Annotated in this window: 11 protein-coding genes; 2 read left to right on the plus strand and 9 right to left on the minus strand. The window is 57.5% G+C overall.

Annotated elements, in window-relative coordinates; all coding sequences use genetic code 11:
• Positions 1 to 273 precede the first annotated feature (273 nt).
• Entirely contained in the window at positions 274 to 1,605 is a 1,332-nt protein-coding gene (locus FE784_RS02450; RefSeq protein ID WP_176705909.1) for an ABC transporter substrate-binding protein, read from the minus strand.
• Between the two features lie 263 nt (positions 1,606 to 1,868).
• The gene (locus FE784_RS02455) at positions 1,869 to 2,639 is read right to left on the minus strand and encodes a phytanoyl-CoA dioxygenase family protein (RefSeq protein ID WP_139600525.1); all 771 of its coding nucleotides are present in this window, start codon (positions 2,637 to 2,639) and stop codon (positions 1,869 to 1,871) included.
• 135 nt (positions 2,640 to 2,774) lie between these two features.
• Between FE784_RS02455 and FE784_RS02460 the strand changes: the two genes are divergently transcribed.
• Positions 2,775 to 3,563 (plus strand): AraC family transcriptional regulator, encoded by a 789-nt coding sequence (locus tag FE784_RS02460; protein WP_176705910.1) that lies wholly within the window; start codon positions 2,775 to 2,777, stop codon positions 3,561 to 3,563.
• A gap of 888 nt (positions 3,564 to 4,451) precedes the next feature.
• Here FE784_RS02460 and FE784_RS02465 read toward each other — a convergent pair.
• Genes FE784_RS02465 through FE784_RS02480 form a run of 4 tightly spaced genes read right to left on the minus strand, consistent with a single transcriptional unit; the run spans position 4,452 to position 12,264 of the window.
• A complete protein-coding gene (locus FE784_RS02465; RefSeq protein WP_139600527.1) occupies positions 4,452 to 8,936 on the minus strand; it encodes a coiled-coil domain-containing protein in 4,485 nt (1,494 codons plus the stop codon).
• Positions 8,920 to 9,693 carry a DUF6063 family protein gene (locus tag FE784_RS02470; protein ID WP_139600528.1) on the minus strand — a complete coding sequence of 258 codons (774 nt, stop codon included), beginning with the start codon at positions 9,691 to 9,693 and terminating at the stop codon, positions 8,920 to 8,922. The genes FE784_RS02465 and FE784_RS02470 overlap by 17 nt, the downstream gene beginning before the upstream one ends.
• Positions 9,680 to 11,212 (minus strand): replicative DNA helicase, encoded by a 1,533-nt coding sequence (locus FE784_RS02475; RefSeq protein WP_139600529.1) that lies wholly within the window; start codon positions 11,210 to 11,212, stop codon positions 9,680 to 9,682. Before FE784_RS02475 ends, FE784_RS02470 begins: the two co-directional genes overlap by 14 nt.
• Complete coding sequence (locus tag FE784_RS02480; RefSeq protein ID WP_246131870.1) at positions 11,185 to 12,264, minus strand: Wadjet anti-phage system protein JetD domain-containing protein; 1,080 nt, start codon at positions 12,262 to 12,264, stop codon at positions 11,185 to 11,187. Before FE784_RS02480 ends, FE784_RS02475 begins: the two co-directional genes overlap by 28 nt.
• A gap of 188 nt (positions 12,265 to 12,452) precedes the next feature.
• Here FE784_RS02480 and FE784_RS02485 point away from each other — a divergent pair, with 188 nt between their 5' ends.
• Positions 12,453 to 12,980 carry a hypothetical protein gene (locus tag FE784_RS02485; RefSeq protein ID WP_139600530.1) on the plus strand — a complete coding sequence of 176 codons (528 nt, stop codon included), beginning with the start codon at positions 12,453 to 12,455 and terminating at the stop codon, positions 12,978 to 12,980.
• A gap of 290 nt (positions 12,981 to 13,270) precedes the next feature.
• Here the strand turns inward: FE784_RS02485 and FE784_RS02490 are convergent, their stop codons facing one another.
• The 3 genes from FE784_RS02490 to FE784_RS02500 form a co-directional block, all read right to left on the minus strand.
• The gene (locus FE784_RS02490) at positions 13,271 to 21,565 is read right to left on the minus strand and encodes a glycoside hydrolase family 94 protein (RefSeq protein WP_139600531.1); all 8,295 of its coding nucleotides are present in this window, start codon (positions 21,563 to 21,565) and stop codon (positions 13,271 to 13,273) included.
• A gap of 1,076 nt (positions 21,566 to 22,641) precedes the next feature.
• The gene (locus tag FE784_RS02495; protein ID WP_176705911.1) at positions 22,642 to 23,454 is read right to left on the minus strand and encodes a helix-turn-helix domain-containing protein; all 813 of its coding nucleotides are present in this window, start codon (positions 23,452 to 23,454) and stop codon (positions 22,642 to 22,644) included.
• A 79-nt stretch (positions 23,455 to 23,533) separates the two neighbouring features.
• A complete protein-coding gene (locus FE784_RS02500) occupies positions 23,534 to 26,068 on the minus strand; it encodes a right-handed parallel beta-helix repeat-containing protein (RefSeq protein ID WP_176705912.1) in 2,535 nt (844 codons plus the stop codon).
• Positions 26,069 to 26,082 lie beyond the last annotated feature (14 nt).

Here is a 26,082-nt window from a genome sequence, read left to right on the forward strand (position 1 = left end):
TTGGGCTGTTTCGGGCTGTCTTAGGCTGGCTTGATCCGGCTTAGCGGGACCGGTTAGGACCGGCTATTAGCCCGGCTCAAAGCTTGCTTGGGATCGACTCGGTGTTGGACCGATTACAGCCTGCTTTGAGCCGAGTTAGATCCGATCTGGCGGTCGTAATGCAAAGCCTCCATTCGCGATCGGGATTCGCACGTTTCGGAAAGCGCTTTCTCCAAACCGGGAAACCGCTTTCCTTTTCAGCGTCTTCGCTCCCCTATATTATTCCGTGCCCGATTATTTCCCTTTTTCCGCGGCGATCATCGCATTCATCTCTTCGTCGATTTTACGGAAGGCGGAGTTCATATCCAACTCTCCCTTGGCGACCGGCGATACGTATTTGTTGTAGATCGACTGGGCTTTGGAGTCGTATTTCGTCTTGTCCGGCATGGGCGAAAACTTGCGGTTCAGTATGGATTGATAATTTTTGTCCGGATACTTGCTCTTCGTGCCGAACGCCTTCATCACGCTATCTTTCTGCAGCACCGGAATGATCGCCCTTTCGGACAGGCTCAGCTGCTCCTGCTCGGACAACATGTGCCGAAGCACCTGGAACGCCTCGTCCTTGAACTTGCTCGTAGCCGTAATGCCGAACAAGGTCGGGTAAGGCTGCGGCGCCCGGCCCGGCGCTTCCCTGTACGTCGGATACGTGACCATGTCCCAATTCAAACCGGTCATATCCTGATTCAGGAACAGATTGGCCAACCCCTCGGTCATGGCCACGTTTTTGTCTGTCACGAACTGGGTCGGGCCTTTGGCGGTGCCTCCCGTCGTTTTATACGCTTCCACCATAATCTCGTAGATCGTTTTCCATTTCTGGTCGGTCAGGATCGTCGCTTTTTCCGTTTTGCGATCCACGTAAGGCACCGATTGCGGGTTCAGGCTGAAGTTATGGTTGACCGACGTCCCGAGACCGAAGTACTGGAGACCTCCATCGGTCCGGTTCATCCGCTTCGCCAGTTCGATGATCTGGTCCCAGGTCATATTATCTTTCGGATACGGAACCCCCATTTTGTCGAACAAGTCTTTGTTGTAATATAGCGCCGCCGTGTTGATGACCAAAGGAAGCGCATACATTTTACCGTCGGACAAAGCCCGGATGGCGTCGATGGACGATTTCTCCAGCGTGCTCAAATCGAGTCCGTGTTTCTGGATCAGCGGGCTCATATCGTATTCCAGCTTGTATTCCTGCATTTGCTGGATCGTCACGTCGACCGCCTGCCAGAAGACGTCGATCTGCTGTCCCGCAACCATCAAATCGGCCAGCTGCATATCTTTGCCGGATTGAATATATTCAATCTCGTACTGCGGGAATTTTTTCCGCATGGCGTCCCCGAACCGTTCGTTGAACGCTTCCGGCGTCCAGCCCGCCGTCGAATAAAACACGAGCTTGACCGGTCCTTTGCTGACGCTCTCGGTGCCGGCTGCCGCTTTCTCCGTCCCCCCGCTCCCTCCGCTTTCGCCGGCTTTTCCCCCGCACGCGGCGAGCAGCAGCGGCAACAAACAAACGATCGCCAACCTTCGGCTTTTACCCCCGCCCGAGGCTTTCCGGATCTCCGCTAATGTCAATTGCAAAACCTCCCCTTTTGAGCAATTCGAATGAGCGCCCATTCCTTACCATCATACAATTGCGGCAACGTTCCCGAACATTCATAAAAACCGCAATATAAATATACTTTTTTGCGGAACTTCGGGTCCAGCGGGCACAGTCGGGCAAACGCCTTAGGGACCGGCGCCAAGGCGCAGGTCCCTAAGGTTCGATCGATCCGGTTGCACGTAACCGTACTTACGTCTTGCCGGCAAAGCAGTTCCTCGAGCAGTCGCCGCAGCGGTTACAGAAAGTAGGTTTCCCTGACCGTTTCTTCCGATTTGTGCCTCCCCCGATACCGGAGATAGTGCTGGTAATGCGCCTTGTACAGCTGCCCGTTTTTGGAAGGGGAATAAGTCAAATACAGCTGCGTCCGGCTGTAGCTCGCCGTATTCGGCCCGCTGCGGTGCGGCGCGAACGAGTGGAACAGGATAATGTCGCCCGGCTCGGTTTCCACCAGCTCGCCGGTGCTATGGTCGATCTCCGCGATCTCCTCCGCATTCATGTTGCGCAGCTCACCCGGCGTGGAGCGGAACCGGTCGTGATAGCCGGGAAACAGCTCCAGGCCTCCGTTCTCCTTGGAAGCGCCGTCGATCGCGACCATGACCGAGATCAGCCCTTCCATCGGAAATCCTTGCCAGTAAGCGGCATCCTGATGCATCGTATACCCGCTCATGCCCGGCAGCTTGAAGATCAGCTTGTCTTTGAACAGCAGCGGCTCATCGAGATAAATATCGCGGAGCGGGGTCAAAATCCGCTCGTCCTTGGCCAATTCGTCATATACCGGGGAAATGTCGACCAGCGGATCGAACTTTTCGACCGTCTCGGCATCATCGAGCTTGCGGAAGCCGACCCGCGCGTTCAGCGGGTTGATGATCCGCTCTCCGAGACTGAGCAGACGGTTCGTCTCCGCCTTCCACAGCTGCGTCTCCTCTCTCGTAAAGGCACCTCGGATAACGAGGTAGCCCTTCCGCTTATATTCCTCCAGCTCGGCATACGTCAATGTTTTGCTCATCTGCGCAATCGCTCCTTCATGTTTTGGTTCCCTTTCTTATCCGTATCGTATATCTTTAGGAGTATAATGAACATGCAGGGGATTGCTGTTTCACTTATACTTTTTTGCAGATTGTCCGAGAGGGAGGGAACGAGCTTGCAGACGGCGAAACCGGTTGTTCTCGGAACGAAGCTGCTCGCGCATCATTATTCCAAAGACAGAACGAGCTTTCGGATGCCGGAGGAAACGTACGAGGGATGGGCGATTATTGCCAGCGAAAAAGGAGCGTACCGGTATGCGGTGGGCGAGGAGAAAGGAGAAGCGAAGGTCGGGGAGGCGGTGCTGTGTCCGCCCGGGATAGCGCTTCATCGCGAGATGCTGGAGACGATGGACTTTCATTATTTGCAATTCCGGCTGCGCGCTCTCTCGTCGGAAGGTCCGATCGAATTTCCGCATTTCGGCAAGCTTGTATTCCGCGATACGGCCCGATTTCTGTCCACCTTGGCCGCACTGCGCGAATCGCGCGACAACGTGTCGCTGCGTTATTCGGAGCACCTGATAACGGATATCCTGTACCAATATATCGGGGAACGGGCCGTAAGGCGCAAGGAAATGCGGCCGCGCAACGAAGCGATCGTCGAAGCGGTGCGCCTTCTGAACGAACAAGCTTGCCAGCCGATCTCCATGCAGTCGCTGGCCGAGCTGGTCGGTCTGAGCCAATCCCAGTTCACCCGCAAATTCCAAAAGGAAATGGGGCTGTCTCCCGTCAAATATTTGACCGGAATCCGCTTGAACAAAGTGCGGCAAATGCTCGCGGAAACCGACGAATCGCTGGAAGCGATCGCCGAATTGAGCGGCTATCAGAACTCGTTTTATTTGAGCCGCGTCTTCACCAAGGAAATGGGCATGACGCCTTCCCGCTACCGCAGCACGCATCGGGTATGATCGTGCCGCGTGTTCGACCGGACCAAAAAGAACGAATGGATGCTCCGTAAACTAACGAACAAACGAACAAACTAACAAACAAACTAACTAACGAACAAACAAACAAACAAACAAACAAACTAACTAACTAACTAACTAACTAACTAACTAACTAACTAACTATATAAGTTGAACTAAAGGTTTTAACGTTCATTCCATTCCAGAAGGGATTGCCTTGCAGCTTCAGACAGGTTGTTTTGAGTTTCCTTGTTTGTATTGGCCTACGGCAAGGTTGAAACTCAAAGCCAAAACTCGCTCACAAGGCAATTCCCTTCTTCCATTGCATTGGGCTACTCTTAGTTGGTTCTTTAGTTCATCTTATATAACAAACTAACTAACAACAAACTAACAAACCAACAAACTAACAAACCAACAAACAAACGAACAAACTAACAAACCAACAAACAAACAACAAACTAACAAACCAACAAACAAACAATACCTCCCGGCATGTAACGGAACGGATTTCCGTTATAGTCCCGATATTTTCAACCATTCAGAAAATAGCGGAACCTCGTTCCGCTATTTCCGATGATCAGTAAGAAAAGAGCACGAAATTGCGGAATAGCGGAAGGCATTTCCGCTATTGTTCCGTCAACAGCGGGGAAAGGACCAATAGCGTACGTATGTTCCGCTATTTCTGAAATACCAGACGACTATCGGGATCGGAAAAACGAGATTTCAGAAAATCGGAGCATCGCTATCGCTTTAGCTAGGCTAAACAAATCTCGATAAGAAAAGCTTCCGGCCGGCCTTTCGGCGAGACACATCCGGCTAGCGATAAAGAAACGCCGCGCCGTGGCCGGCGCGGCGCGTACGTTCACACAGGCCGCTTCCGGCCGTCCGGTTCTAAAACAGCTCGATCTGGCTTACCCGCGCCCCGAGACGCTCCAGCGTCTCCGGTGCGTTGTCGCGGAAATAGGCATGCTGGACGCGCTGCGTCGCTTCCATGATCTGCTTGCCGGAATCGGCTGCTTGCCGCAGACGGCAGCTGTAGACGACCGGGAAGTAGTCCTGCAGAAACTTTCCTTCGGCATGGGCGGTGAGCGCGATCATCTGGAAGCCGAGCTGGTCGGCAATGAAGAACACCGGACTCAGCACGTGCTCGCTCGACGCTTTGCCGAACGGGTTGTCGAGAATGACGGTCCGGTGGCGCTTCATCGCGCCTTGAATGTACTGCTTGCGCTCGGCCACATAATTGAGCAGCCCTAGGAACAGCGTCATATTTTTGCTCCACTTCTCCCCGCCCGACCAGCGGTTGGACTGCTCCCACGAGTAAGCGGCTTTCGTCACCTGATGGTCGTTCGACACTTTGCGGCACGTTATGCCGATGCTTTCGTTTTGCATGACAACCTGCATAAGCTGCCGGGAGTCGAGCCACTTTTCCAGATCTTTGCGCATCGCCGCTTGTTGCTCCTGGCCTTGCTCCCCCGCATATTTGTCCTGCTCCAGTCGGCGCAAAATCCACTCGATATGCTGGCGAATCCGATCCTTGCCGGTCTGCTCGTCCCATTCCGGAATCGCGAACGCGTACATGTCCTTCCAGCCGTCCTCCGAACGGACGCGCGTTTTTTTCGGCAGCTCCTTCAGCTCCTGCACGATTTGCTTCAGATGGGTGTGGATGTGCTGAATGTAATGCTGAAGGTCCTGATCGTGCGTCTGAATCGTCTGCTCGGCGATATGGATCGCCCGCTGGATCCGGTTCTCCATCGTCTGCTGGAACTCGAGAATGTCGCCGTAGCTTTCCTTCGCGTCCACCCCTTGGACGAACATTTGGCGGAGCTTCATATCCTGAACCTGCTGCAGGCAAAACTCCTTCAATCTCTGTTTACCTTGCATCACGACCTGCTTCTCTTTCTCGACCCGCTCATATTGGGAACGGAGCGCGCCGACCGACGCCTCCGTCCGCGATACGCGTTTATAGGCAAACTGGCTTTGCTCGTCCGCGGACAGCACGGAAGCTTCGATTCGGGGATCCTCGAGCTGGTAGGTCAACGTATATTTGTTCCACGTTTGCAGCACCGAATCGAGCTCCCGCAATTGGCGTTCTATTTGCTGCTGGCGCTGGTGCAGCTCCTCCTGCTCCCGGCGCAGCTGCGCTTCCTCCCGGTCCAGCGCTTGCTCCGCTTCCGGCAGCGGCTCCTCGAAACGGGCTTGCGGCTCGTCCGGATAGTGCTCCCGGAACTGCCTGTCCAGCAGAGACAGCATCCCTTCCGCTTCTCTCAATGCCTTGTCCTCGCGGCTCAATAACTCCGCAATCGCGGCAGCCTCTTCGCGAAACGCGAGGATCTTCCCCCACCATTCCCGCTTGCGCTCTTCCGGATCGGGCGGCAGCGGGGCATCCTCCTCCGTATCGGGCCGTTCCAGCCGCAGCTTCTCCATCTCGCGAAGAAATACGTTCGCCCGTTCCCGTTCGCCCTTCAGCTCCGTCTCGAGCGCGGACCGCTCCTTGCCGATCCGGTGGCGTTCCAGCTCCAGCGCCTTCCGCTCCTCCTTCAGCTCGGAGGCCGCCGCCTCCGGATCGACGAAGGCGAACGACTGGACCTCGCGGTACAGCCCGTCCTGCTTCAGCACCTGCAAGGAGATGCGCACGTCCTGCAGCGTCTGCCGAACTTCCTGCGCCTCGCCTGTCAACAGCTTCGCCTGCTCCTCGGCTCGCCGCTGCTTCCTCTGCAGACTGTCCAGTTGGTCCCGGATCGGCGCCAGTTCATGCTCCAGCTTGCCGACGTCTCGACCGAGCTCCATATATTCCTGGGCGTCGCGCAGCCATATGCCGAGCTGGACGATGCGTTCTCCCGCTTCTTCGAGGTAAATGCGCAGCTTGTCCGCCTCTTGCCGGTTCGCATTCAATTCCTGCTCCAACCGCTTCCGCTCGTCGTTCAGCGCAAGCAGCAGCTCGCGGCCCGACTTCAGCTCCGACTCGATCGTCTGTGCAACCGAAAGCGGATAGTCCCGCAAATAAACATCCAGCCTCCGCTGAACGGTTTGCCAGTCCGCAAGCTCGCGCTCCTTGCCTTCGCGCTCGGATTTGACCGTCTCCGCTTTCTCCTTGAGCTCCGTTTTCCACAGCTCGAAGACGGCCGGCTCCTCGTTGTCCAGCCAATGCTCGGGTACGACCCAATGCTCGCCCCCGGAACCGCCCGTCATAGCGGCCGAATCGAACAGAGAAGCGTCGTCGCCATTGTCCGCATCAGGCTTTCCGGTCACCTCCTCGGCGGCTTCGGTTACCGTCAGCACGCGGATCGGAAACGCGAACTCCTTGCCCGCCGTCCGCAGCTTGCGCTGCAGAGCCGGCTTCTCCTGTTCGGTCGTAACGAGCGTCACCGCCCATAATCCGTCGCGTCTCCCGCGATCCGTCGCCTCTTTCCCCAGGCCGGCCACGTACTCGGTTCCCAGCTGCAGCAGCGAGAACTGCCTCTCCCATTGTCGGGCCATCCGCTCGACCATCGGGTCCGCATAGAAGGTCGGCTGCCCGCCGTGGTCATCGACGAACCGGTACGCCAGCCGCTCCTGATCGAGCAGTCTTTGCTTGTGCTGCCGCCGCAGCTCTACTCCTTCTCCGAGCTGCTCGGCAAGCGACGCCTGCTTCTCATAGACGGAGCCTATACGCTCCCAAGCCGGACGCAGCGACGCCAGCGCCCGCTTCATCTCCTGCTGCTCGCGGCCGAGCTGCCGCTCGCGCTCCTCGAGTCTCGCCTGCTCCTTCTCAGCCCGGCTGCGCTCCTCCTCCGACTGCTTGCGCCTCTGCTGCTTGCTTTCCCGCTCGTCCTCCAGCCGTTTCAGCCGGTGCTTCCATTCCACGCGCCGGTCTTCCAGGCTTTGCTGCTCCTGAGCCCATAGCGGAAACTGCTCTTCGACCTTTTCCAGAAGCGGGTTGGCCAATATGCCGCGGGCTATTTTCGCTTGCTGCTCCAGCTTCGTCCGCTTCTCCGCTTCCTTCGTATGAAGCGATCGCGACCATTCCTGCTGCTCTTGCTGCAGAGCGCGAATCCCCGCTTCGGCCGCCTGCTGCTGCTCCTCCAGCTGAGCGAGCTCCCTGGCGCACTCCGTCTGCCGACGCTCGTCCTCCCGCTCCTGACGCTCGAACACGCTGCGCAGCTGGCCTCCGTTGCGCTCCCAGCGCTCCTGCAGCAAATGCTCCTCGTCCGACCGCTCCAGCCGCTCGAGGCTTTGCGTCAGCACGTTCATTCTGCCTTTTGCCGTCTCCAGCTTCTCCCGGTAATCGGCGAATTGAAGCGAATAATATTGTTTCTCCGCCCGCTTCAGCTGCGCCTCGGCCCGGTCCCGCTCCTCCTGAACCGACAGCAGCTTCGCTTCCAGCGCCGCTTTATCCCGCTGCTGCTTGGCGATCTGCAACGATTTCCTTTTCCAGCCGAGCCTGCCGTTCCGCTCCGCCCAATCCCGCAGCCGTTCGGCGACCCGGCCCCGCTCCTCCTCTTCGCCGCGCTGCTGATCGAGAGAGAGCCGCCAGTACGACTTCGCTTCGCGCCGCAGACCGTCATACCGCTCCTCCGCTTCGTTCAGCCGCTCGTACAGGCGTACGACCTTGTCCATTTCCTGCAAAATGGTCCGGTTTTCGCCGATCTGCTCCTTCAGCTCCCGGTATTTTTTGAACCCTTCCCGATGCGTTTCGAACAGCTTGGCGAACGAGCCTTCCTCGAAGCCTTCCATCGCCCGCTCGACGGTCGGGATAAGAAGCCGGTCCAGCAGCTGCGACGTCGTCTTGCAGTCGTCGAAAAACTTCTCGATGCCGCCCTCCGTATCGTTGATCTTCACGATCGCCTCCCATTCCGAAGGAATGATCTGATACTGCTCTTCCAGATGGGCTTTATACTCCTTGATCGTGGGAAACAACCGCGCGTTTAACGGATAACGGCTTGCCATGGAGGCATAATATTCCTGAATCTCGCCTTTGTCGGCCGGACGGTTTTTGCCCATGAACGGCTTGACGAACGGAATATGGTCCAGCCCGTGGTCGTCCCGTTCCCCGTACTCGTATGCATACCGATACGAGTCCACGCCTTGTCCGCTCTGAAATAGACTGATACATGTGACCGCATACCGGCGGCGCGGCTTGTCGTTCAGTATCCATTCCACGGCGATGTGAGCCGGCCCGTTTTCCAGCAGCAGCGTATCCTTCAGCTTGCGTCCCGCCAAGTCCGTATGGGGAAGCACCGCCTGAATCGCGGTTTGGATAAACACCGTCTTGCCTCCGCCGTTCTCGAGCAATATGGCGCCGTTATGCCCGTCGAACCAAAACGTTTCGTCATTGTAGCGCTTGTTGCCGCCTTCGTACAGCACGTGGGTGAAACGGATTTTACTTATCGCCGGCATACGCCTCCTCCTCCTTCCGCTCGCGAATCGCCCGCTTCTCGTCGTTGAACCGGTACAGAAACTGCAGGATGCCCCGATTATATTCCAGCTCCATAAAATACCGCTGCACGACGATGCTCGCCTTGTCGGTCAGCGTCAGCTCTCCGGCGCCGACCTCCTCGGCCAGCTGCATATCGAGCAGAAAACGGCGAGCCGTGTCCATGAAGCTCAGCCGGCTGATCGTGTTGCCGGTTTGCCTTTTGGCCGTCTCCTTAATATCGTCCATCGAGTCCCACTTCTCGATAATCGCCGACCAATTGTACGAAAACTCGCGCTCGTACGCCTTCAGCTCCTCCGGGTCGTGCTCTTTCAACGTCTCGATCCGCTCGTGGACAAGCGCCGTCCATTCGTCCAGCGGAATGAAATTGCGCGTCGGCTCCATGCTCTGGTAGCTGTCGTAGAACGCCCCGATGAACGTAATAATCGTCAAATACAACAAGTACAAATCGGCGTTGACCGCTTGTGCGCGCAAATACGTTTTTTTCAAATAGTCGTTCGAGACGTGAAACGGGGACAGTCTTACGAGGGGAATCATATACAGCTGATCCCCGGCCGAAAGCGTTACGCAATCGACCTCCCGCGCGAACTGGTCGACAAGCCCCCGCACCTCGTCGTCGGCCATATATTCCTGCAGCCGGTCCTTTTCGGCGACTCCGGAAAGCGACAGCTCCGCGTACAGCCGGAATGCCCGCATAACGACCTCGTTATCGTATGCCATTGTCCGTTCCTCCCCATGTGACGGTCATATTCTGAATGTGGAACCGGTCTCCCACCCGGATCACGTCCGCCTTCTCCTCCACGATCAGGCTCCTTCCCCCGAGCAGCCGGAGCGCTTCCTCCATGCCGGAAGGTCCCGTGTCTTCCTGACGATCCATCGTAGCGGAGCCGACAGGACTGCGCTGATGCAGAATAAGCCAGAAATCGTAGAAGGATCGGCTGTCCAGCACACGCGCGGTCGATTCGCCGCCGTATGCCTCCACGACGTTCGCAAGCTCCACGGCGTCGGCGCGTTCGAGCCGTTCCAGCAGATCGGCCATCAAGGTGTGAAACAGCTTCCCGCGCTTCCGCACGAAGCCGTCCGCCCCGTCCCCGGCAGCCGGTTCGGGGAACGCTTCCTCCCGTTCTTCCCCTTCGCCGTCGCGGGATATGTTTTGCTCCGCGAATACGGTAAGAGGCGACCACGTACGGCTGCGCTCCAACCCGACGAAAGGCGCAAGCACTCCCTTCATCGCCTCCAGCGGCAGAGGGGAGCCGATCAGCAGGCTGGCGATGTCCTGCTCGAAATTGAACGAAGCCATTCCGGTGTAGTACAGCGATTCCTTGGCCGCGTGCAGCGCCTGGTTTTTCAGCTCCATGCTGCGCTGAAGCAGTGCCGTATGCTCGCCGTGCACCTTCTCGAGCTCATTGGCGATACGCAAAATATACTCGTATGCATTATGGGGCGTCGGCTTGAGAGAGTCCGCCAGCAGACGCTCCCGCGTCTCCTTCACGAACTGCCGCAGCTCCTCGAATTCGTCGTTTTCCCGATGCAGCCTTACGTATATATCGTCCAACAGCGAGCCGTACCGCTTCAAAGTTTCCTCCGAGACGATGCTGCGCTTGATCTCGTGCTCCAGCTTGAGCATGCGTTCCTGCAACGCCTCCACGTCGACCCTCATCTCGTTGATTTGACGCAGCGCTCCCTGGAACTCCCCTTTCTCCAGCTGCTTGCGCAACAGCAGCTGATGAATCGACAGTTGGAACTCCATATAAAATTCCTTCGTGGCGAACACGAGCTCGAGCCCGTCCTCATCGAGCGCGTAGTATTGGGAGTTCGTCTTCGCGTCGAACGAGCTCGCCTTCAGAATCGACGTAAATACCGTTTCCTCCCGCCTCGTCTCCCAGTTATAGAAGGAGAACGAACGCTTCTTTCCCGATGCCGGGCGAAACGTCTGCACGATGCTCCGGGCCAGCTCATCCGCGTCGTCCGGCTCCAGCTGCATTTGTCCGTCCACCGCCTGGTGCAGGAAGCGGGCCAACTGCTTCACTCCCGCCTTCGTATTGCGCATCAGCTTCTGCTCGAAAAAAAACAGCAGGGACAGCAGGCCGAGCTCCATCATGTCGATTTCGGCTCCGCCGCGGTCCGTCTGTTTTTTGCGCTGCAGCTCGAACAAAGGGTCGAACAAGGCGATTTTCGTCATCCGCTCCTGAAAGCCGGACAACACATGCTTCAGTTCAAAGGCTTCAAAGCTTTCCATATGCCGCTCCTCCAGATGCTTCTAAGCTCTTGCGTCGATAACGTTTCTTGCGGATAATAGCCGCCCTCCTGCAAGCAGATGGCGAGACGCTTCCGTTCCTCTTCCCGAAAATAAGCAAGAAACGATTGAACCGCGTTTTCGTGCCGGCGCTGATTCGTTTTCCCGCGGGCCGGCGGCTTGCCGAGACAGCCTTCGTAAAAAGGCATGGCGAGGACCGCCCCGCACTGCGCCTCTACCTCGTGCCATATTTGAATGCCGGTATGGTCGATATCGCCGAAATAGTAAAAAAAGTGCGTCCTCGCCTTCACCGGATATTGCAAATGGAACATCTCCATATTGCCGACGATTTTGTTGCCGCAGCCGTAGATCAGCGTATGGAACGACGTCTCGTCCAAAATAGGCAGAAGGGCGTGAAACGTCGTCTTGTTTTCCACGATCAAATGCAGGCATGGCTCGCCGTCGGACTCGCCGGAATCGGAATCGGGCGTCCGTTCAAGCATGCGCGGATTGACCGCCATCATCAGCGGGTCGTGTACGGGCTGCACGAGCAGCTTGTCCCATAGTCCGATCCGTTCGAGCAGCGACTTGCCGCCTTCAGCGAGCCACTTCTCGTCCCCGACCAGCTCGAAGCTCCGCTCCGGCGCCGGGGCCGGCTCCGCCGGCAACCCGTGCGAGTCGAGTCGGCGGCCGATACGCTCGATCCATGGCCAGTCCGCAGCGAAGACGTCTTCGCTTAACGCGAAATAAGCATCCAGTCCGATCGCCGGATGCAGCGTCAGCCTGAGTTGCTGGAGCCGTTGCCTCTGATCGCGTCGCAGCCCCGGAGCATCCACCCGATACCGGTAAGCCAAAGACGGCTGCTTGCCATTCCGTCCCGCCGAGCGTACGGCCGCCAACAAACCTTCCGACTCCAGCTCCGCCACCGCTCCGGCAAATTCGCGATACTGTACCGACGAATGCTCGAACAACCGTTCCAGCTGCTCCAGCCACAGTGTCGCTTTGTTGTACGTTTGCAAATAGGCCAGCAGCTGCTCCTTGATCCCCATCCCCATTGTCGACTCCTGTCTAATTCGGTACATTTATTATAGCAAATTTCGCGGTTATACGCCTGATCCGGGTGCATTTCCAGCCATTTCATCGATCCCGCCGCCGAAGCGCGCGTCTTTGTCCGGTTCAAGCAGGCAAGCTCAATACATGTTAGGATGGAAAAAGGAATACATTGCACAGGGGAGGATTGGACGTGGACTATGTGAGGGATTACGCGATGTATGCGGCCATTTTCGGCATTTTCAGTTTCAGCTGGTTCGGCTGGGCGCAGGAAAATCCCAGGAAAAGCTGGCGCAAATATATCGGCATTGCTTCCGCCGCTCCGCTTTTAGTAGGGTTAGTCGGTATCTACTTAAGTATAACGCATTGGCACGACAGCACCGCTCTGTCCGATACGAGCGTATTCAAGGCTTACTTGATTTTCGTATACATTGAATTTTTCTTGGCAGCCGCAGGCGCTTTCCTATTGATCAAATTAAAACGCAACGAATATATCGCACCATGGATTGCTTTTATTGTGGGCATTCACTTCTTCTGGCTAAAAAGCATATTTCAAGACCCCAGTTTATACATTTTGGCGATACTGCTCATCGGGGTAGCGGTACTTTCATTATTCGCGGCCAAAAAACTGCGCGTTGCCAATAGCGCCATAACGGGCATCGGCGCCGGTACGGTTCTGTTCGGCTTTGCGATACTGGGGCTGATTCGATTTTTGCTGTAACCGGATACATATGATTGCGCACTAAAAAAGGAGCGGCGATAGCGCACTCCAGTTGGTTGTTGGGAAAGTCAAAAAGAAACAGTACCGTCTGAAAGGGGTTGGGGAAATGTACGTAAAGCGGAGCGTCTGACTTTAAAATCGGGTTATAGCCGCTAATCATCATCAAGATAACTCGATTTTAACGGAAGTGGAGTGCTTTCCTCTACCCCTTGGCATCATAGCATCCTCTTTTTGTACACTTTCTCAACGAACTGAGGGAGCGCAATAAACGCGCTCCCTCTCGCCATCTGCTATGCTTTTATACTCTCGGCACCGGAGCCGACCTGCGGGATGCCGACGATCACCTCGTGCTCCCGACCGTCGTCGACGAGCGGAATGTACGTGCCCCCCGAATTCCCTTGTTCAACCGGAAGACCGTCGACCGTTACGCTTTGATCGCCTTTATCGTCTGCCGTACCGCTGCGCGCCGTATGTACGGCAATCCGGTACATGGCGTCTCCGTACCGGTAGCGCACTTGGAAAGAAGGCCAGTCGTCGGGAATGCTCGGTCTTACGTACAGCTTCTCTCCTTCGCGGCGCAGCCCGAGTATCCATTCGATCCCCGCCTGATACATCCAGCCCGAGGCTCCGGTGTACCACGTCCAGCCGGCTCTGCCTTTCACCGGATCTCTTGTGTACACGTCGGCCGCCATCACGTATGGCTCCCCGGCATATTTGCGGACCTCCGACGGGCTTTGGGCATGGGTGAGCGGGTTGAGCATATGGAACAGCTCGAACGCTTTATCCCCTTCGCCGAGCTTGCACCAGGCAATAATGCTCCAAATGACGCCATGCGTATATTGGGCTCCATTCTCGCGAATGCCCGGCGGATAGCCTTGAATGTAGCCCGGGGTCGGTTCCGTCCGGTCGAACGGCGGAGTGAGCAGACGCGCTACGGAGATGGCCCGATCGACGAGCTCGCGGTCGAACGATTGCATCGCTTGACGCGCCCTCTCCCTTGGAGCCGCGCCGGAAATAACGGACCATGACTGGGCGATCGAGTCGATGCGGCATTCCTCGTTGGTCACCGTGCCGAGCCATGCTCCTTCGTCGGTAAAAGCGCGCCGATACCATTCGCCGTCCCACGCGTTCTCGTTCAGCGCGTCCGAGATCGACTCCGTGCGGGTCCGATACAGCATAGCCCGTTCGCTATCGCCTTTCCGTTCGCAAGTTTCGGCGAACGTGCGCAACACTTCGCATAAAAACCAACCGAGCCAAACGCTCTCGCCTTTGCCTTCGTCGCCGACCGAGTTCATCCCGTCGTTCCAATCTCCAATTCCCATAAGCGGTATGCCATGTTGGCCGTAACGGGAAGCCCGCTCGATGGCGCGGATGCAATGCTCGTAAATCGATGCCGACTCCGTCGAAATGACGGTAGGCTCGTACCGTTCATGCTCTTCGCCGCGCAGCTCCTCGCTCGTCAGGAACGGGGCAATCTCGTCCAAAATGCCGGAGTCGTCCGTATGGACGATGTAGCGGGACACCGCATACGGCAGCCATAGCAAGTCGTCCGAGTAACGGGTGCGGATGCCCCGCTCCGTTTCCTCGTGCCACCAATGCTGAACGTCGCCCTCCTCGTATTGATGCGCGGCATGCAGCAAAATTTGCCGCCTGGTCAATTCCGGCGCCGTATGCAGCATCGCGAGCGAATCCTGCAGCTGATCGCGGAAGCCGTATGCGCCTCCGGCTTGATAGAAGGCGGTACGTGCCCACATCCGGCACGACAGCGCTTGGTACAGCAGCCAGCCGTTCAGCATCAAATTCAGCTCGCGGCTCGGCGTTGCCACCTCGATCTGGCCGAGCGTCCCGCTCCAGAACTGCGTAACGTCCGAGAGCGCCTTCTCGCAGCTTTCCTCCGAATCGTAGCGTCTCACCAGCTCGAGCGCGGCTTCCTTGCTGTCGCCCGCACCGATCAAAACGTACACCTTGCCGGACGTATGCGGAGGAATCGTAAGCTTCATCCGGATTGCCCCGCAGCTGTCCGCGAACGCCCCGTCGGATCCCGACAGCTTGGGCTGCCGCATCCCCGCGGGAGAGGCAAGCGAGCCGGTGCGGCCGATAAACTCCGCCCGGTCCGCGGTATACGTAACTTGTTCCGTCAGCGGCTCCTCCTGCCCGGCATGCATATGAAGAAAAGCCACCGAATCCCGGAACGTCTCCTGGTAGACGTTCCGGGCAAGGAGCGAGCCGGTGCCCGCGTCCCATTCGGAGACGACGTAAGGCGCATTTGCCTGCCTTCTCACTCCCAGCACCCAATTGCAATAATAAGCGACGGAAAGGCTGCGGGGCTCGTCGCCCAAATTTTCCAGCTCGAGAGCGACGTACTTCACGGGATCTTCTTTGTTCACGAATACCGTCATGGTTTGGCGGATTCCTCTTGTTCGGCGGGTGAACCGCGAATACCCGAAGCCGTGTGCCGTTTCAAACGTACCTTTGCCCAGCTCCGGGGCCGGAGCGCCGGACCAGATGTCGCCGGTCGTCTCGTCGCGGATGTAGCATGCTTCGCCGGGCGGATCGAGCACCGGATCGTTCGACCAAGGCGTCAGCTTGAACTCCCGGCTGTTGCGCCACCAAGTATAGCCTGTTCCGAGCTCGGTCACGAGGCAGCCGAACTGCGGATTCGCCATTACATTGCTCCATGGGGCGGGCAAATATTTGCCCCCGCGCATCGCGATGCGGTATTCGCGGCCGTCCTCGGCGAATCCGCCCCATCCGTTATGGAGGAGGAGCGAATCGGGAGAAGTGACCGAACCCGGCTCCTCGCTTTTGCCCGAGCCGGCCTCAACCGCTTGCTCCGGAAGAAGTCTATATTCCGGCGGGAGCCCTTCGATGGTCGGATGCTCCTCCGATGCTGGCGTCCCGTCTCTGGAGCCCGATCTTCTGCGGCGCAGCGAGCGAACCGCAAGCTGCGACTTGAAGCTGGGCCCGTCCGCGCGGAGCGTCAAGCGGGCGACCGCGGACAGCAAATCCGTCTGTTCGGACGTAAGGCGGTCGGCCATAACCGGGTAGATGCCCCCCGGGGCAGCGGTTCCGTCCGAAACATGCTCGGCGGCGCGCCGCAGCGCGTCCTGCACTTCCTGGTAATACCCCCCGGCCGATTCGATCAAGTAGACGAGATCGAAGCCGATCCCTTTTTTGCGCAAATATGAATAACCCGTCATTGCCTTGAGCGCAAATGGCATTTGGCTCTTATCCTGCATTCTCACCAGAGCTATCGGCAAATCGCCGGATATGCCCATCGGCCATAAGCCGGATTGGCCGGCACGGTTCGCGACGATCGCTTGCTCGCGCTCTTTGCGCAGCGGCGTCTGATAGAGCAGCCGACCGGCCATCCGGTGAAAATCGGCCGCTTCCATGGCGCTAATATGCTGATGGCGCAGGTCGATCCGGCTATGCGTCCAGGCGAGCTGAAAGGCGCGCTCCGCCTGTTGCTCGCCGCATAAGGCGGCCGCCTCGGCCGCTTCCTCGCGGCTGTCGCCCACCCCGGTAACCGCGAACAGCTTCACAGCCTCTCCCGGTCCGATCGAGATGCGCCGCCGCATGACGAATGCGGGATCGAGCACGGCCCCGACCGTACCCGAGAGGCGGCATTCCAGCCCCGCCGGTTTGGCGAGCGTATGGCCGCGGCCGATAAAACAGGCCCGGTCCGTTTCGTATTCGACCGGTCCGAGCGTATGACAGCCGATCGACAAGCTGTGCATCGCCCATTTCGTCCGTTCTTTCTCGTCACGGGGGCGTCTGTAGGCAAGCAGACATTCCTTCCCTTCGTCATATTCGGTCTGGACGAACAGCTTGCTGAATGCGGGATGCGCTTCGTCCGCAGCCGGTTGCGCGAGCGCGATCTCCATATAGGAGGTCACCTCGATTACGCGGGTGTCCGCTCCCCTATTCGTGAGGGTGAGCCGCCGAAGCTCCGCGTTCCGGTCCGGGGGCACGCATATGTCCAGCTCCGTATCGATTTCTCCGTCCCGTCGCTTGAAGGACGCCTTATCCAGTGCGAACTGCACTCTCGTCTCCGCCGCACCGGACCGGCAAGGTTCGTAAGAAGGCGACCATACGGCTTCCGTCGCGACGTCTCGAATATAGATGCAGCTTCCAGGCGCCTCCGCGACCGGATCCTCGTGCCAGCGCGACACCGCTATCCCTTCGCATCGGCTGAAGCCCCCTCCGCTGTCGGATACGACCGTCGTGAGAGACCCGTTGGACAGCACGCACACCTCGGGCACCTCCGAAGGCTTCGTGAACTCCCGAAGCGGGATGCGGGTCCCCAAAAGAGGCTCTCTCGTTCTCTCCATTGCGGGAGCGGCCGAATCCTTGACGATCGCCGGCCGTTCGGGAACGCGTTCCTGCAGCAGCAGCTCGGCCGCTTGGACGCGCTTGTCCGCATGGAACCGGTCGATCATCGTGCGGGGCAGCAGCATATTGCCGATCGTCAGCAGGCTCATCCCCAAATGGTGGGCCATAAAGCTGCGGATGACGACATGGCTCTGATCCGCCGGCATCCGGCTGGCGGTGCAGTCTATAGCTTCGTAGTAGCCGTACTTGCCCATGGCTCCCATCTGTTCCATCCGCTTCAGCGAATCGAGAGAATCCCGCAGTTGAAACGGAAGCGCCATAATAGCGGCATAAGGGGCGAGAACGAGATCGTTCTCCAGCCCCCGTTGAAATCCGAGCCCGGGAACTCCGAACGCACGGTACTGGTAGTTCATCTGGTAATCGAATGCGTAGTAGCCGGATTCGGAAATGCCGAACGGAACGCCTCTTTGCCTGCCATACTCGATTTGCCGGCCGACAACCCCCCGGTAAGTCTCTTCCCACACCGTATTCCGGTAAGTTCTCATCAGCAGGGACGGCATCAAATACTCGAACATCGTTCCCGACCACGACAATAGCGTCGGACGACGGACCGAGCGGACCATCGCCCTCCCGAGCTTGAACCAATGCGATACCGGAACTTGTCCGAAGGCGATCGCAAGAAAGCTGGCCTGCCTCGCCTCTGAAGCGAACAAATCGTACAAAATCGCCTCCCTGCGGTCAAGTCCGGCGTGATAGCCCAGACTGAACAGCTCGGCCCCTTCGTCATACAACGGACGAAAGTCGGTTCCCCTCACGATCGCTTCAATCCGGTCCGCCAAATCATTCGCCCGCTGACTCATCGCCGCGTCCTCCTGCGCGTCCCGCTTGACCCACTCCAGCATACCATGCTTGAGCGCAACCAGATACGCTACGAAGTTGCCGGAATCGACGGTCGATACGTAAGCCGGAGGCAAAGGACCGAGCGTCTGCGTATCGTACCAGTTATACAGATGTCCGGACCATTTCTCCATTTTCTCGATCGTACCGATCGTCCTCTCGATGCGGTCCAGCATCCCCGTCGTGTCGATAAAGCCGAAGTCGCGAGCGGTGATGGTGCAAGCCAGCATGAGCCCGATATTCGTCGGCGACGTTCGATGGGCGACGCCGACCGGCGGCTCAAGCTGTACGTTGTCCGGCGGCAGCCAATTGTCGTCTTCTACGGCGAAATCCTCGTAATACGCCCATATTTGCCGGGCAAGCCCGTGCAATTGATCCCGATCCGGCTCCGCAAGTCCAGCCGGCCGGACTGTCGGTGCACCATTGAGCCAGCGTACCGCCGCGGGCGCGAGAAGCCATATCGCCGCAATCGTCAAGCCCGCCGCCCGCAACCCGTACGGGAAGGCATAGACGGCCGCCGCCGCGAATATTATCGTCGACAGCCGGCCGCCCCAAGTGCCCATTACGGCCGACCGCGACGCGCTGCTGCTGCGCCGGTCCACCTCCGCCGAGCTGGTCCATTCGAGCAGCTTTCGTTTGCTTACGGTCAACCTGAACAAAGTGCGGAAAATCGCGTCTACCATGACCGCCGATTGATAAGGCAGCATGATCAGCTGAACGAGCGCTTGCCCGAATGCCATCAGAAGCGCGCCCGGATTGCGCAGCAGCCGGACCGGAGCGCACAAGGACCGGATTACCGTCAAACCGAGCGTCAGCAGGCCGATCGCCATCAGCGCGTACCCGGCCCCGCCGGAGACGAGGAGGCTTGCGAACAACAGCAGAAAAACCGCCGGCTGTACGAGGCTTCGCCTCATATTGTCGACGATTTGCCACCGGGTCAGCAGCGAGAGATCGACCGGCTTAGAGCTGCCGCAGCGGTCGGACACGCGGGGAGCAAGCCAGCATAGAAGCTGCCAATCTCCCCTTACCCAGCGGTGCAGACGTCTCTGATACGACAAAAAAGTAGCCGGATGACCGTCCACCACCTCGATGTCCGACAACAGCCCCCCTCGCAAAAAGCCGCCCTCGAGCAAATCGTGGCTGAGCACGCGGTTATCCGGGATCCGGTCGTTCAGCACTTGCTGGAAAGCGTCAATGTCAAATATCCCTTTTCCCGTAAAAATGCCTTGTCCGAACGCATCCTGATAAGGATCCGATATCGCGAACGAATACGGATCGATGCCCGGCTTCCCCGACCATAGCTTGGCCAATCTGGAGGCGGCAACGGACTCGTAGCTGATGCCGACGCGCGGCTGCAATACTCCATACCCTTCGACAACCCGCGTGCCGTCCGCATTCAAGCGCACCCGGTTATAGGGTAGATGCATCGTCCCGACCATCCGCCGGGCCGCTCCGATCGGCAGCTCCGTATCCGCGTCCAGCGTAATGACATAGCGGAACCGGGATATCGACCCGCAATCGCCGACCTTGCACGAATAACCGGTGTCCTCACGCCCCCTCAGAAGCTCGACGAACTCGACAAGCTTGCCGCGTTTGCGCTCCCAGCCCATCCATGCCCGCTCCGCCTCGTTCCATTTGCGGCTGCGCTGGAACAAATAGAACGGGCCTTTGCCGGAAACGGGATCGCCGTATGTCCGGTTCAGCTCTTCGATGCGTCTGCTCGCCGCCTCGATAATCCGTTCATCCGCCTCGTCATGCTCGGAAGAAGCGTCTCCGAAATCGCCGAGCAGGGCAAAACCGATGTTCGGGTCCATGCTGGATAAATAGTGAAGCTCGAGCCTGTCCGCCATTTGCTCGACTTCGCGCGGATCCGACCAAATGACCGGAATGACCGTAATCGTAGCCGCTTCTGCGGCGATGCCGCCCGAATAGTCGTAGCGAAGCAGCGGGTAGCCCGTGAACAAGCGTCCGATTATCCCGTGCACGGCCGCTATCGCCCATTCGCTGGCGGGGATCGCCAGCACGACGATGGCGGCTATAATGGCGCCGACGCTCAATTCCATCCCGTTAGAGGCATAGGCGGCCCATACGGATAAAGCGAGCAACGCCGCGAACAAGACGGTCGTGACGGCCAAGTAAGATCTGGTCTCGGCACGCATGAGAGGAGAGCGGGCGGTTCGCTTCGGCTCGCCGCATTCACGAAGCGAACCGAGCAGCAGCCAGTTCCCTTCCGGCTCCAGCAAGTAATATGCGGCATAGGCTTGACGCGGAGGCAGTGGGACCGATTGCGCGTCGGCATATCCGGATTCCGGCTGTTCGGTAACCGGATATGCCGACTCGGCGAAAACTCGCCCGGCCAAAGCGACCGCTTGCTCGGCAACGACGTTTTCCGGCATGACGTACTTCCCGGACAACCGCTCGACTTGGCGTCTCAGCGTCCCACGGCTCGTTGCGTCCATCAGGGAGTATGTTCCGGCCTTCTCCTCCCTTAACGTTCGTTCCACAATGCTCATCCGTTCGAACAAGCTGTCCCATCTGGAGCGGGACACGACGCGCAGCGACCCGATCAGATTGCCGGCCATCCATTCGTGCGACGCCTGCAGCTGGTGCTCGTATAAGGTCAAACGGTTCAAGCTTTCCGCGCCGTTATCCAATTTGCACAACAGCCAGTTGCGAACTTCCCCCGTTTCCTCGGCCCATTCGTTCAATCGGCTCACCAAGTGGACGACTACCGGCGCGGACAGCGGGATCGATTGTCCGGCCGCCTCCAGCGCTTCTTTGATTTTCGCGGCATCCGGCTTGGCGCGGCCTTCCTCGAATGGCTCCAGCAGCTTGTCGACTTCGGCGAAGGCGAGTCTCCGCTCCCTGACGCCGTTCATCAATTCGACCAGCTTGCCGATCAACGCCATGCGCAATATTGAAGGAATGGCTCCTGCTTCAGCGATTTTCAGCACGGAAATTTCCTGGTAGGCATTTACATATCGCACGAGCGCCTCCATCTCGACCGCACCGTCCGTCAGCGCGGCATATTCCGCGCATAACGCCAACACGCGCGGCTCCGTTCCCGGCAGTAGACGAACCAGTCTCCGGCACAGCCGGTTCGTCAGCGACGTTCGGACGGTTATAGCTTCCGCTTCGATGAAATCCGCATGATCTAACAGCCATTGCTCGGCCGGCTGAAGCGCGGACGGTTCGACCCGCTTCAGCTCGGCCGCGTAATTCCGCAACGATTCCACGTTGCGGCGAAACGTTCGCCGCATCGATACGGCGGTAAAATAAGCGGCTTGACCGGGAAGATGAGTAAGAGCAAGCTCACGCGCTTGTTGCTCCAATTGCTCGACGGTTGGAATCATGAGTCCCCCTTAATCACGATAGCTCGAATAGCTTTGACTTGAGTAATATTCCCAAATTATCGGAAAAATATAAGAAAAACGACCATCGACGAAACCTCGGAGATGAGCGACCGCGATTAAGCGGAAGTTTTTCTTGGTAATCAATGCCCTCCTTTCGCCTTGACGCGCAGGCGAAAATAGCCATTCTTTAACGATAAGAAAGGCTTCCGATCGATGCCTACTCGATGACGTGCATTCGTGCTTTAGAGGTTGCCTTTCTTGGTACAGAAAGTCGTACTCCGCTCTAAGATTTTAGCGAAGTTAAACTTTATGTAACGATAAGAAAAACGACCATCGACGAAACCTCGGAGATGAGCGACCGCCTCTTTCTCCCCAAAAAGTGACGTCCATTCTTCGAAGCTTATATCGGGTACTTTTCGGGGACCCCGCAATGCCGGAAGTTTTTCTTGGTAAACAATGTCCTCCTTTCGCCTTGACGCGCAGGCGAAAATAGCCATTCTTTAACGATAAGAAAGGCTTCCGATCGATGCCTATTCGATGACGTGCATTCGTGCTTTAGAGGTAGCCTTTCTTGGTACAGAAAGTCGTACTCCGCTCTAATATTTTAGCGAAGTTAAACTTTATTTAACGATAAGAAAAACGACCATCGACGAAACCTCGGAGATGAGCGACCGCCTCCCTCACCCCAAAAAGTGAAGAATGACCTCTTTTCGCCTTGACGAGTTCCTGTACATCAATCCGGGGCATTCATCCGTCCATATATGGTCATCGATCTCTATCTACCTGCAAAAATACATGCAGTTTGCTTAATTTGAGTTGTTTTTTGGTTTCTACATGCAAAAGTGCAGGTAATATAGCCCCAAACGATCGAAATCGACTGAAATGTAGCAATCTGCATGCACTTTTGCATGCAGATGGGGCGAAAGATCGCTTGGCCACCGATATCACATGCATTTCTGCAGGTAAAGTCCGCAACGAGATCCATCCGACCTTGCTTCGATTCGCGCAAAAAGCGCTGCAGCCCGATTCGTACAAGGGCGGCAGCGCTTCGATTTTCTCGTATGGTTGGAGTCGGATTACGGTGAAGGGAACGAATGGAGCTTGCGGTACTTCGAAGGGTTCATTTTGAAATATTTCGTGAACATCCGGCTGAAATACAGACCGTTCTCGTAGCCGCACAGCCGAGCGATCCGATCGATCGGATAGTTCGTCTGCACGAGCAGCGATTTCGCCTTTTCCATGCGGATCGAATACAAATATTTGGAAGGCGGCATCGCATACGCCGCTTGAAAGCGTCTCGTAAACTGCACCGGATGGATACCGATAAATTCCACGATGTCCTTCATCTGCACGTCGCGAAACGCGTGACGCTCAATCAGCTCCTTCGCTTCTTTCATCAGCGGATCTTGGACGGCGTTGCCATACTGGGATAGCGCTTCGGCCTCCATGCAGAACAACAGCCACAGATCGTAGACGAAATGGGACGACCATCGCAAATTATCGTTGCGGCTCATCCGGCTCGCCCTCAGCAAATGACGAAAATCGTTGAACAGCCGGTCACGCTCCGACGGAGTGAACTTGTAATCGAACAAGCGGCGCAATTGCCCGGTTACTTGCTCCTCACCGCCCTCCTCCGAACCCGCATAGTAAAATTTGATATAGAAAAAGGAGAGAGGCATCATCATTTCGCGGTGAAAATCTTTGTACGGCGGACAGAGGACGATATCCCCGGACGCTGCCTCTCCGGACACCCCGTCGATTTCGAACCGGAAGCGTCCGGCCTCGACCGCGATCATGATCCAGCATCGCTCCTGCTCCACATGCTGCACGAAGGCCGGCTTTTCTTTCCAATAGCTGTTGCTGATCAAACGAATCGGATGGATGAGCATCGCCGGATTCTCCGTTTCATATGCTGAGCTTTCATCCATGGTACCCTAGTTTCGTCCCCTCATCAATAGCGCTGCCAAATTACAATATTCTCCAATCCCCGGCACCCGTTCCGACCTGAACGGCGATGTAATCCGCCGGGCCGTCCGCGCTCCTTACGATCTCTCCCAAATGCTGGGCGTTAAATGCGGGAACGCCGGAGAAAGTCCGTCTCGGCACGATGCGCGTCGTCATCGTATCGATATTCCGATCCATATTGTACGCGGCCGGCGAAACTCCGGGAGTCACGCCGGAATACGTACTGCCGCTCCCGCTCCACGAATTGCCGATCGCCGTAAACTCGGACAATATTTTACCGCTCGCGCCGGCATTAAGATTGACGCATTGCGAAGTAATTCCCGAGCAGTTGTTCCCGTCGATTGACAGTTTCCCGGCATCTCCACCCGTGGAAATATCCGCATACAGAAGCCGCAATCCGTTCCGCACCGTGTTGCCCCTTATGCCAAGCTCGGCAAAAGATTCGGTGCGTACCGCGTTCAGCGTATCGAAAAATTGATTGTCGCGAATGACGATGCCCCGGCTTCCCGAGCTTCCGCGAAACCGGACGCCGCCGTAGTTTTTGGTGGCATCCCCCGTGTTCAGGCAATAGAAGCGGTTATCCGCGACCGTGACGTCTTGAACTTCGACCGTCACCCAAGCCGGAGAAAATTGGACCATTTGTCTGGCGTCCGAGCCGGCGGTTGCCGAACGCACGTCGTACACCTTGTTGCCGCTAATATCGAAGTTGCGGGGATTTCCCGCCGGAGAGCCGTAGCTTCTCAGATTGATGACGCTGCTTCCCGTCGTGTTGAATATTTCATTGCCGCAAATCCCGATATCCCGCAAAGCTTCGTTGCTGAAATTGTCGTCGTTGATCGCCTCGATCGGAATGTTGGCGCAGCCTTCAATAACATTGCCGCGCACCAGACACTGGCTCGTAATAATAACGCCTTTATTGTTCAGCAGCCGCTTGCTGGCGTTGTCGTCGAACGCGCCGGTTCCGAACGTCTGGCCGCACGCAATCCGGTTATCGGAGACGATAGAATAATAGCGTCCGCGCATCGAGATCCAAGGTCCCCCGGTCCGGTCGATGCCATTGCCCGTGAAGCCGACGACGCGTATTCCGTCAGGCAGCATGTCCCCGGGCTGCACGGCTTGCGTTATGACATCGTTGCCGCTTATCGTAAACTTGCCGAAGTCGCCCCAAATGGCGGTCGGGGAATAGCTGCCGCTTCGGCGCTTGTAGCCTGTGTTGCGAATGGTGTTATCCGTTACGAGACATTGCTCGCAGGAGCGGACGAAAATGCCGATTACGCCGGCTTGATCGCACGTATTGCCACGAACGACGATCTGCTTGTTCCGTTCGGACTCGGCTATCGCGATGACCGGTATCCCTTCCGTCGCAGCCGTATAGTCCTTCGGCCATTCCCGGATTTGCAGTTGCGCCCTGTCCCCTTCGTACCGGTCGGACGTATAAATGTCGCTCCATCCGTCCCGTCTGCTTATATTCCCCTCGAATAGAAGCGAGCCGAACCCGGCGCCGCCGAAGCCGTTGATCGTATTGTCGGAAGAATAATTGTTCCGGATGATGACGTTGTCGCTCTGGATGAACATCGCCCCGCTAAGGTAAGCGTTCTCAAAAGTGCACCGTTCGACTATTGCCAACTGGGTCCGATAGGCGCTTCCCGACGGGCATACTTCGAGAACTCCGTTCGTTCTTCTCGGAACCGTACCTCTGCCGAAGCTATTTCTTGTCGCCGGATACGTTTGACCGTCCCGGTTGCCGTCAAAGGCGACGCCGCGAATGCTGAACCGTTTCCCGCCCTGCACGCGGAGGATCGCCGTATGATTGCCGTAATTCGTATCGGTATTGACGATCTTGCCTGCGGCAAGCCGGAACCTGCATTCTCCCGATATGTCCAGTTCCCCGTTCTGCCCGAGATCGGCGATGCTTTCGCTGCCGAAAGCATATGTTCCATACGCGATCAGCACCGGCAGAGGGTACGCAAGGGCGGCTTGGAAGGCGGCCGAATTACCGGCCGCGTATGCATCGCTTTGCTCCCTTAATCCGACTGCAGCCAGATCGACCGCCCCGTCGCGAAACATGACCGCCACATTGCCGCTTGCCAGCAAATGATCGATACAACCGCTGCCGTTGCGAGCGTCTGTCGGACCCAGCGCATTGCCTCGAAGCGCATCGTATTCGCTCCGGGCGACAATCCGATAAATCGTTCCTCCCCGCGGGGACTCGGCCGCACCGTTCGCGATCTCGTAATAGGACGAAGTCCGCACCACGATTCCTTCCGGACAGGAAGCGGCTTTCATGCTCGCGACCGAACTGAACTGCTTAGTCGTAAAAGGGGAGCATTCGGAGCCCGGCCCGCCGTTCCCTCCGCCGTACGTGGCTGCGTTAACCGTCATCGCGTCCTTCGCGAAAGGGGCGGCTCCGAGCATTCCGGCCGCGAGCACGGCACCCGAGCCTCCGAGCGTATAGGTCAAAAACTTTCGTCTGGACCAAATGTCCGTGCCCTCTTCGTGATTTTCCCGCCGTTCCTCGTCTGTCGGGTATCCGCTCATCGCTCTATGCCTCC

Origin of the sequence: Paenibacillus hemerocallicola (assembly GCF_006265175.1) — a bacterium.
Lineage (GTDB): Bacteria > Bacillota > Bacilli > Paenibacillales > NBRC-103111 > Paenibacillus_AB > Paenibacillus_AB hemerocallicola.

Coding starts and splice junctions, on each gene's coding strand:
- FE784_RS02465 (WP_139600527.1), bottom strand. CDS start 8,936: ATGCCGGCGATAAGTAAAATCCGTTTCACCCACGTGCTGTACGAAGGC.
- FE784_RS02455 (WP_139600525.1), bottom strand. CDS start 2,639: ATGAGCAAAACATTGACGTATGCCGAGCTGGAGGAATATAAGCGGAAG.
- FE784_RS02490 (WP_139600531.1), bottom strand. CDS start 21,565: ATGATTCCAACCGTCGAGCAATTGGAGCAACAAGCGCGTGAGCTTGCT.
- FE784_RS02470 (WP_139600528.1), bottom strand. CDS start 9,693: ATGGCATACGATAACGAGGTCGTTATGCGGGCATTCCGGCTGTACGCG.
- FE784_RS02500 (WP_176705912.1), bottom strand. CDS start 26,068: ATGAGCGGATACCCGACAGACGAGGAACGGCGGGAAAATCACGAAGAG.
- FE784_RS02480 (WP_246131870.1), bottom strand. CDS start 12,264: ATGGGGATGGGGATCAAGGAGCAGCTGCTGGCCTATTTGCAAACGTAC.
- FE784_RS02495 (WP_176705911.1), bottom strand. CDS start 23,454: ATGCTCATCCATCCGATTCGTTTGATCAGCAACAGCTATTGGAAAGAA.
- FE784_RS02475 (WP_139600529.1), bottom strand. CDS start 11,212: ATGGAAAGCTTTGAAGCCTTTGAACTGAAGCATGTGTTGTCCGGCTTT.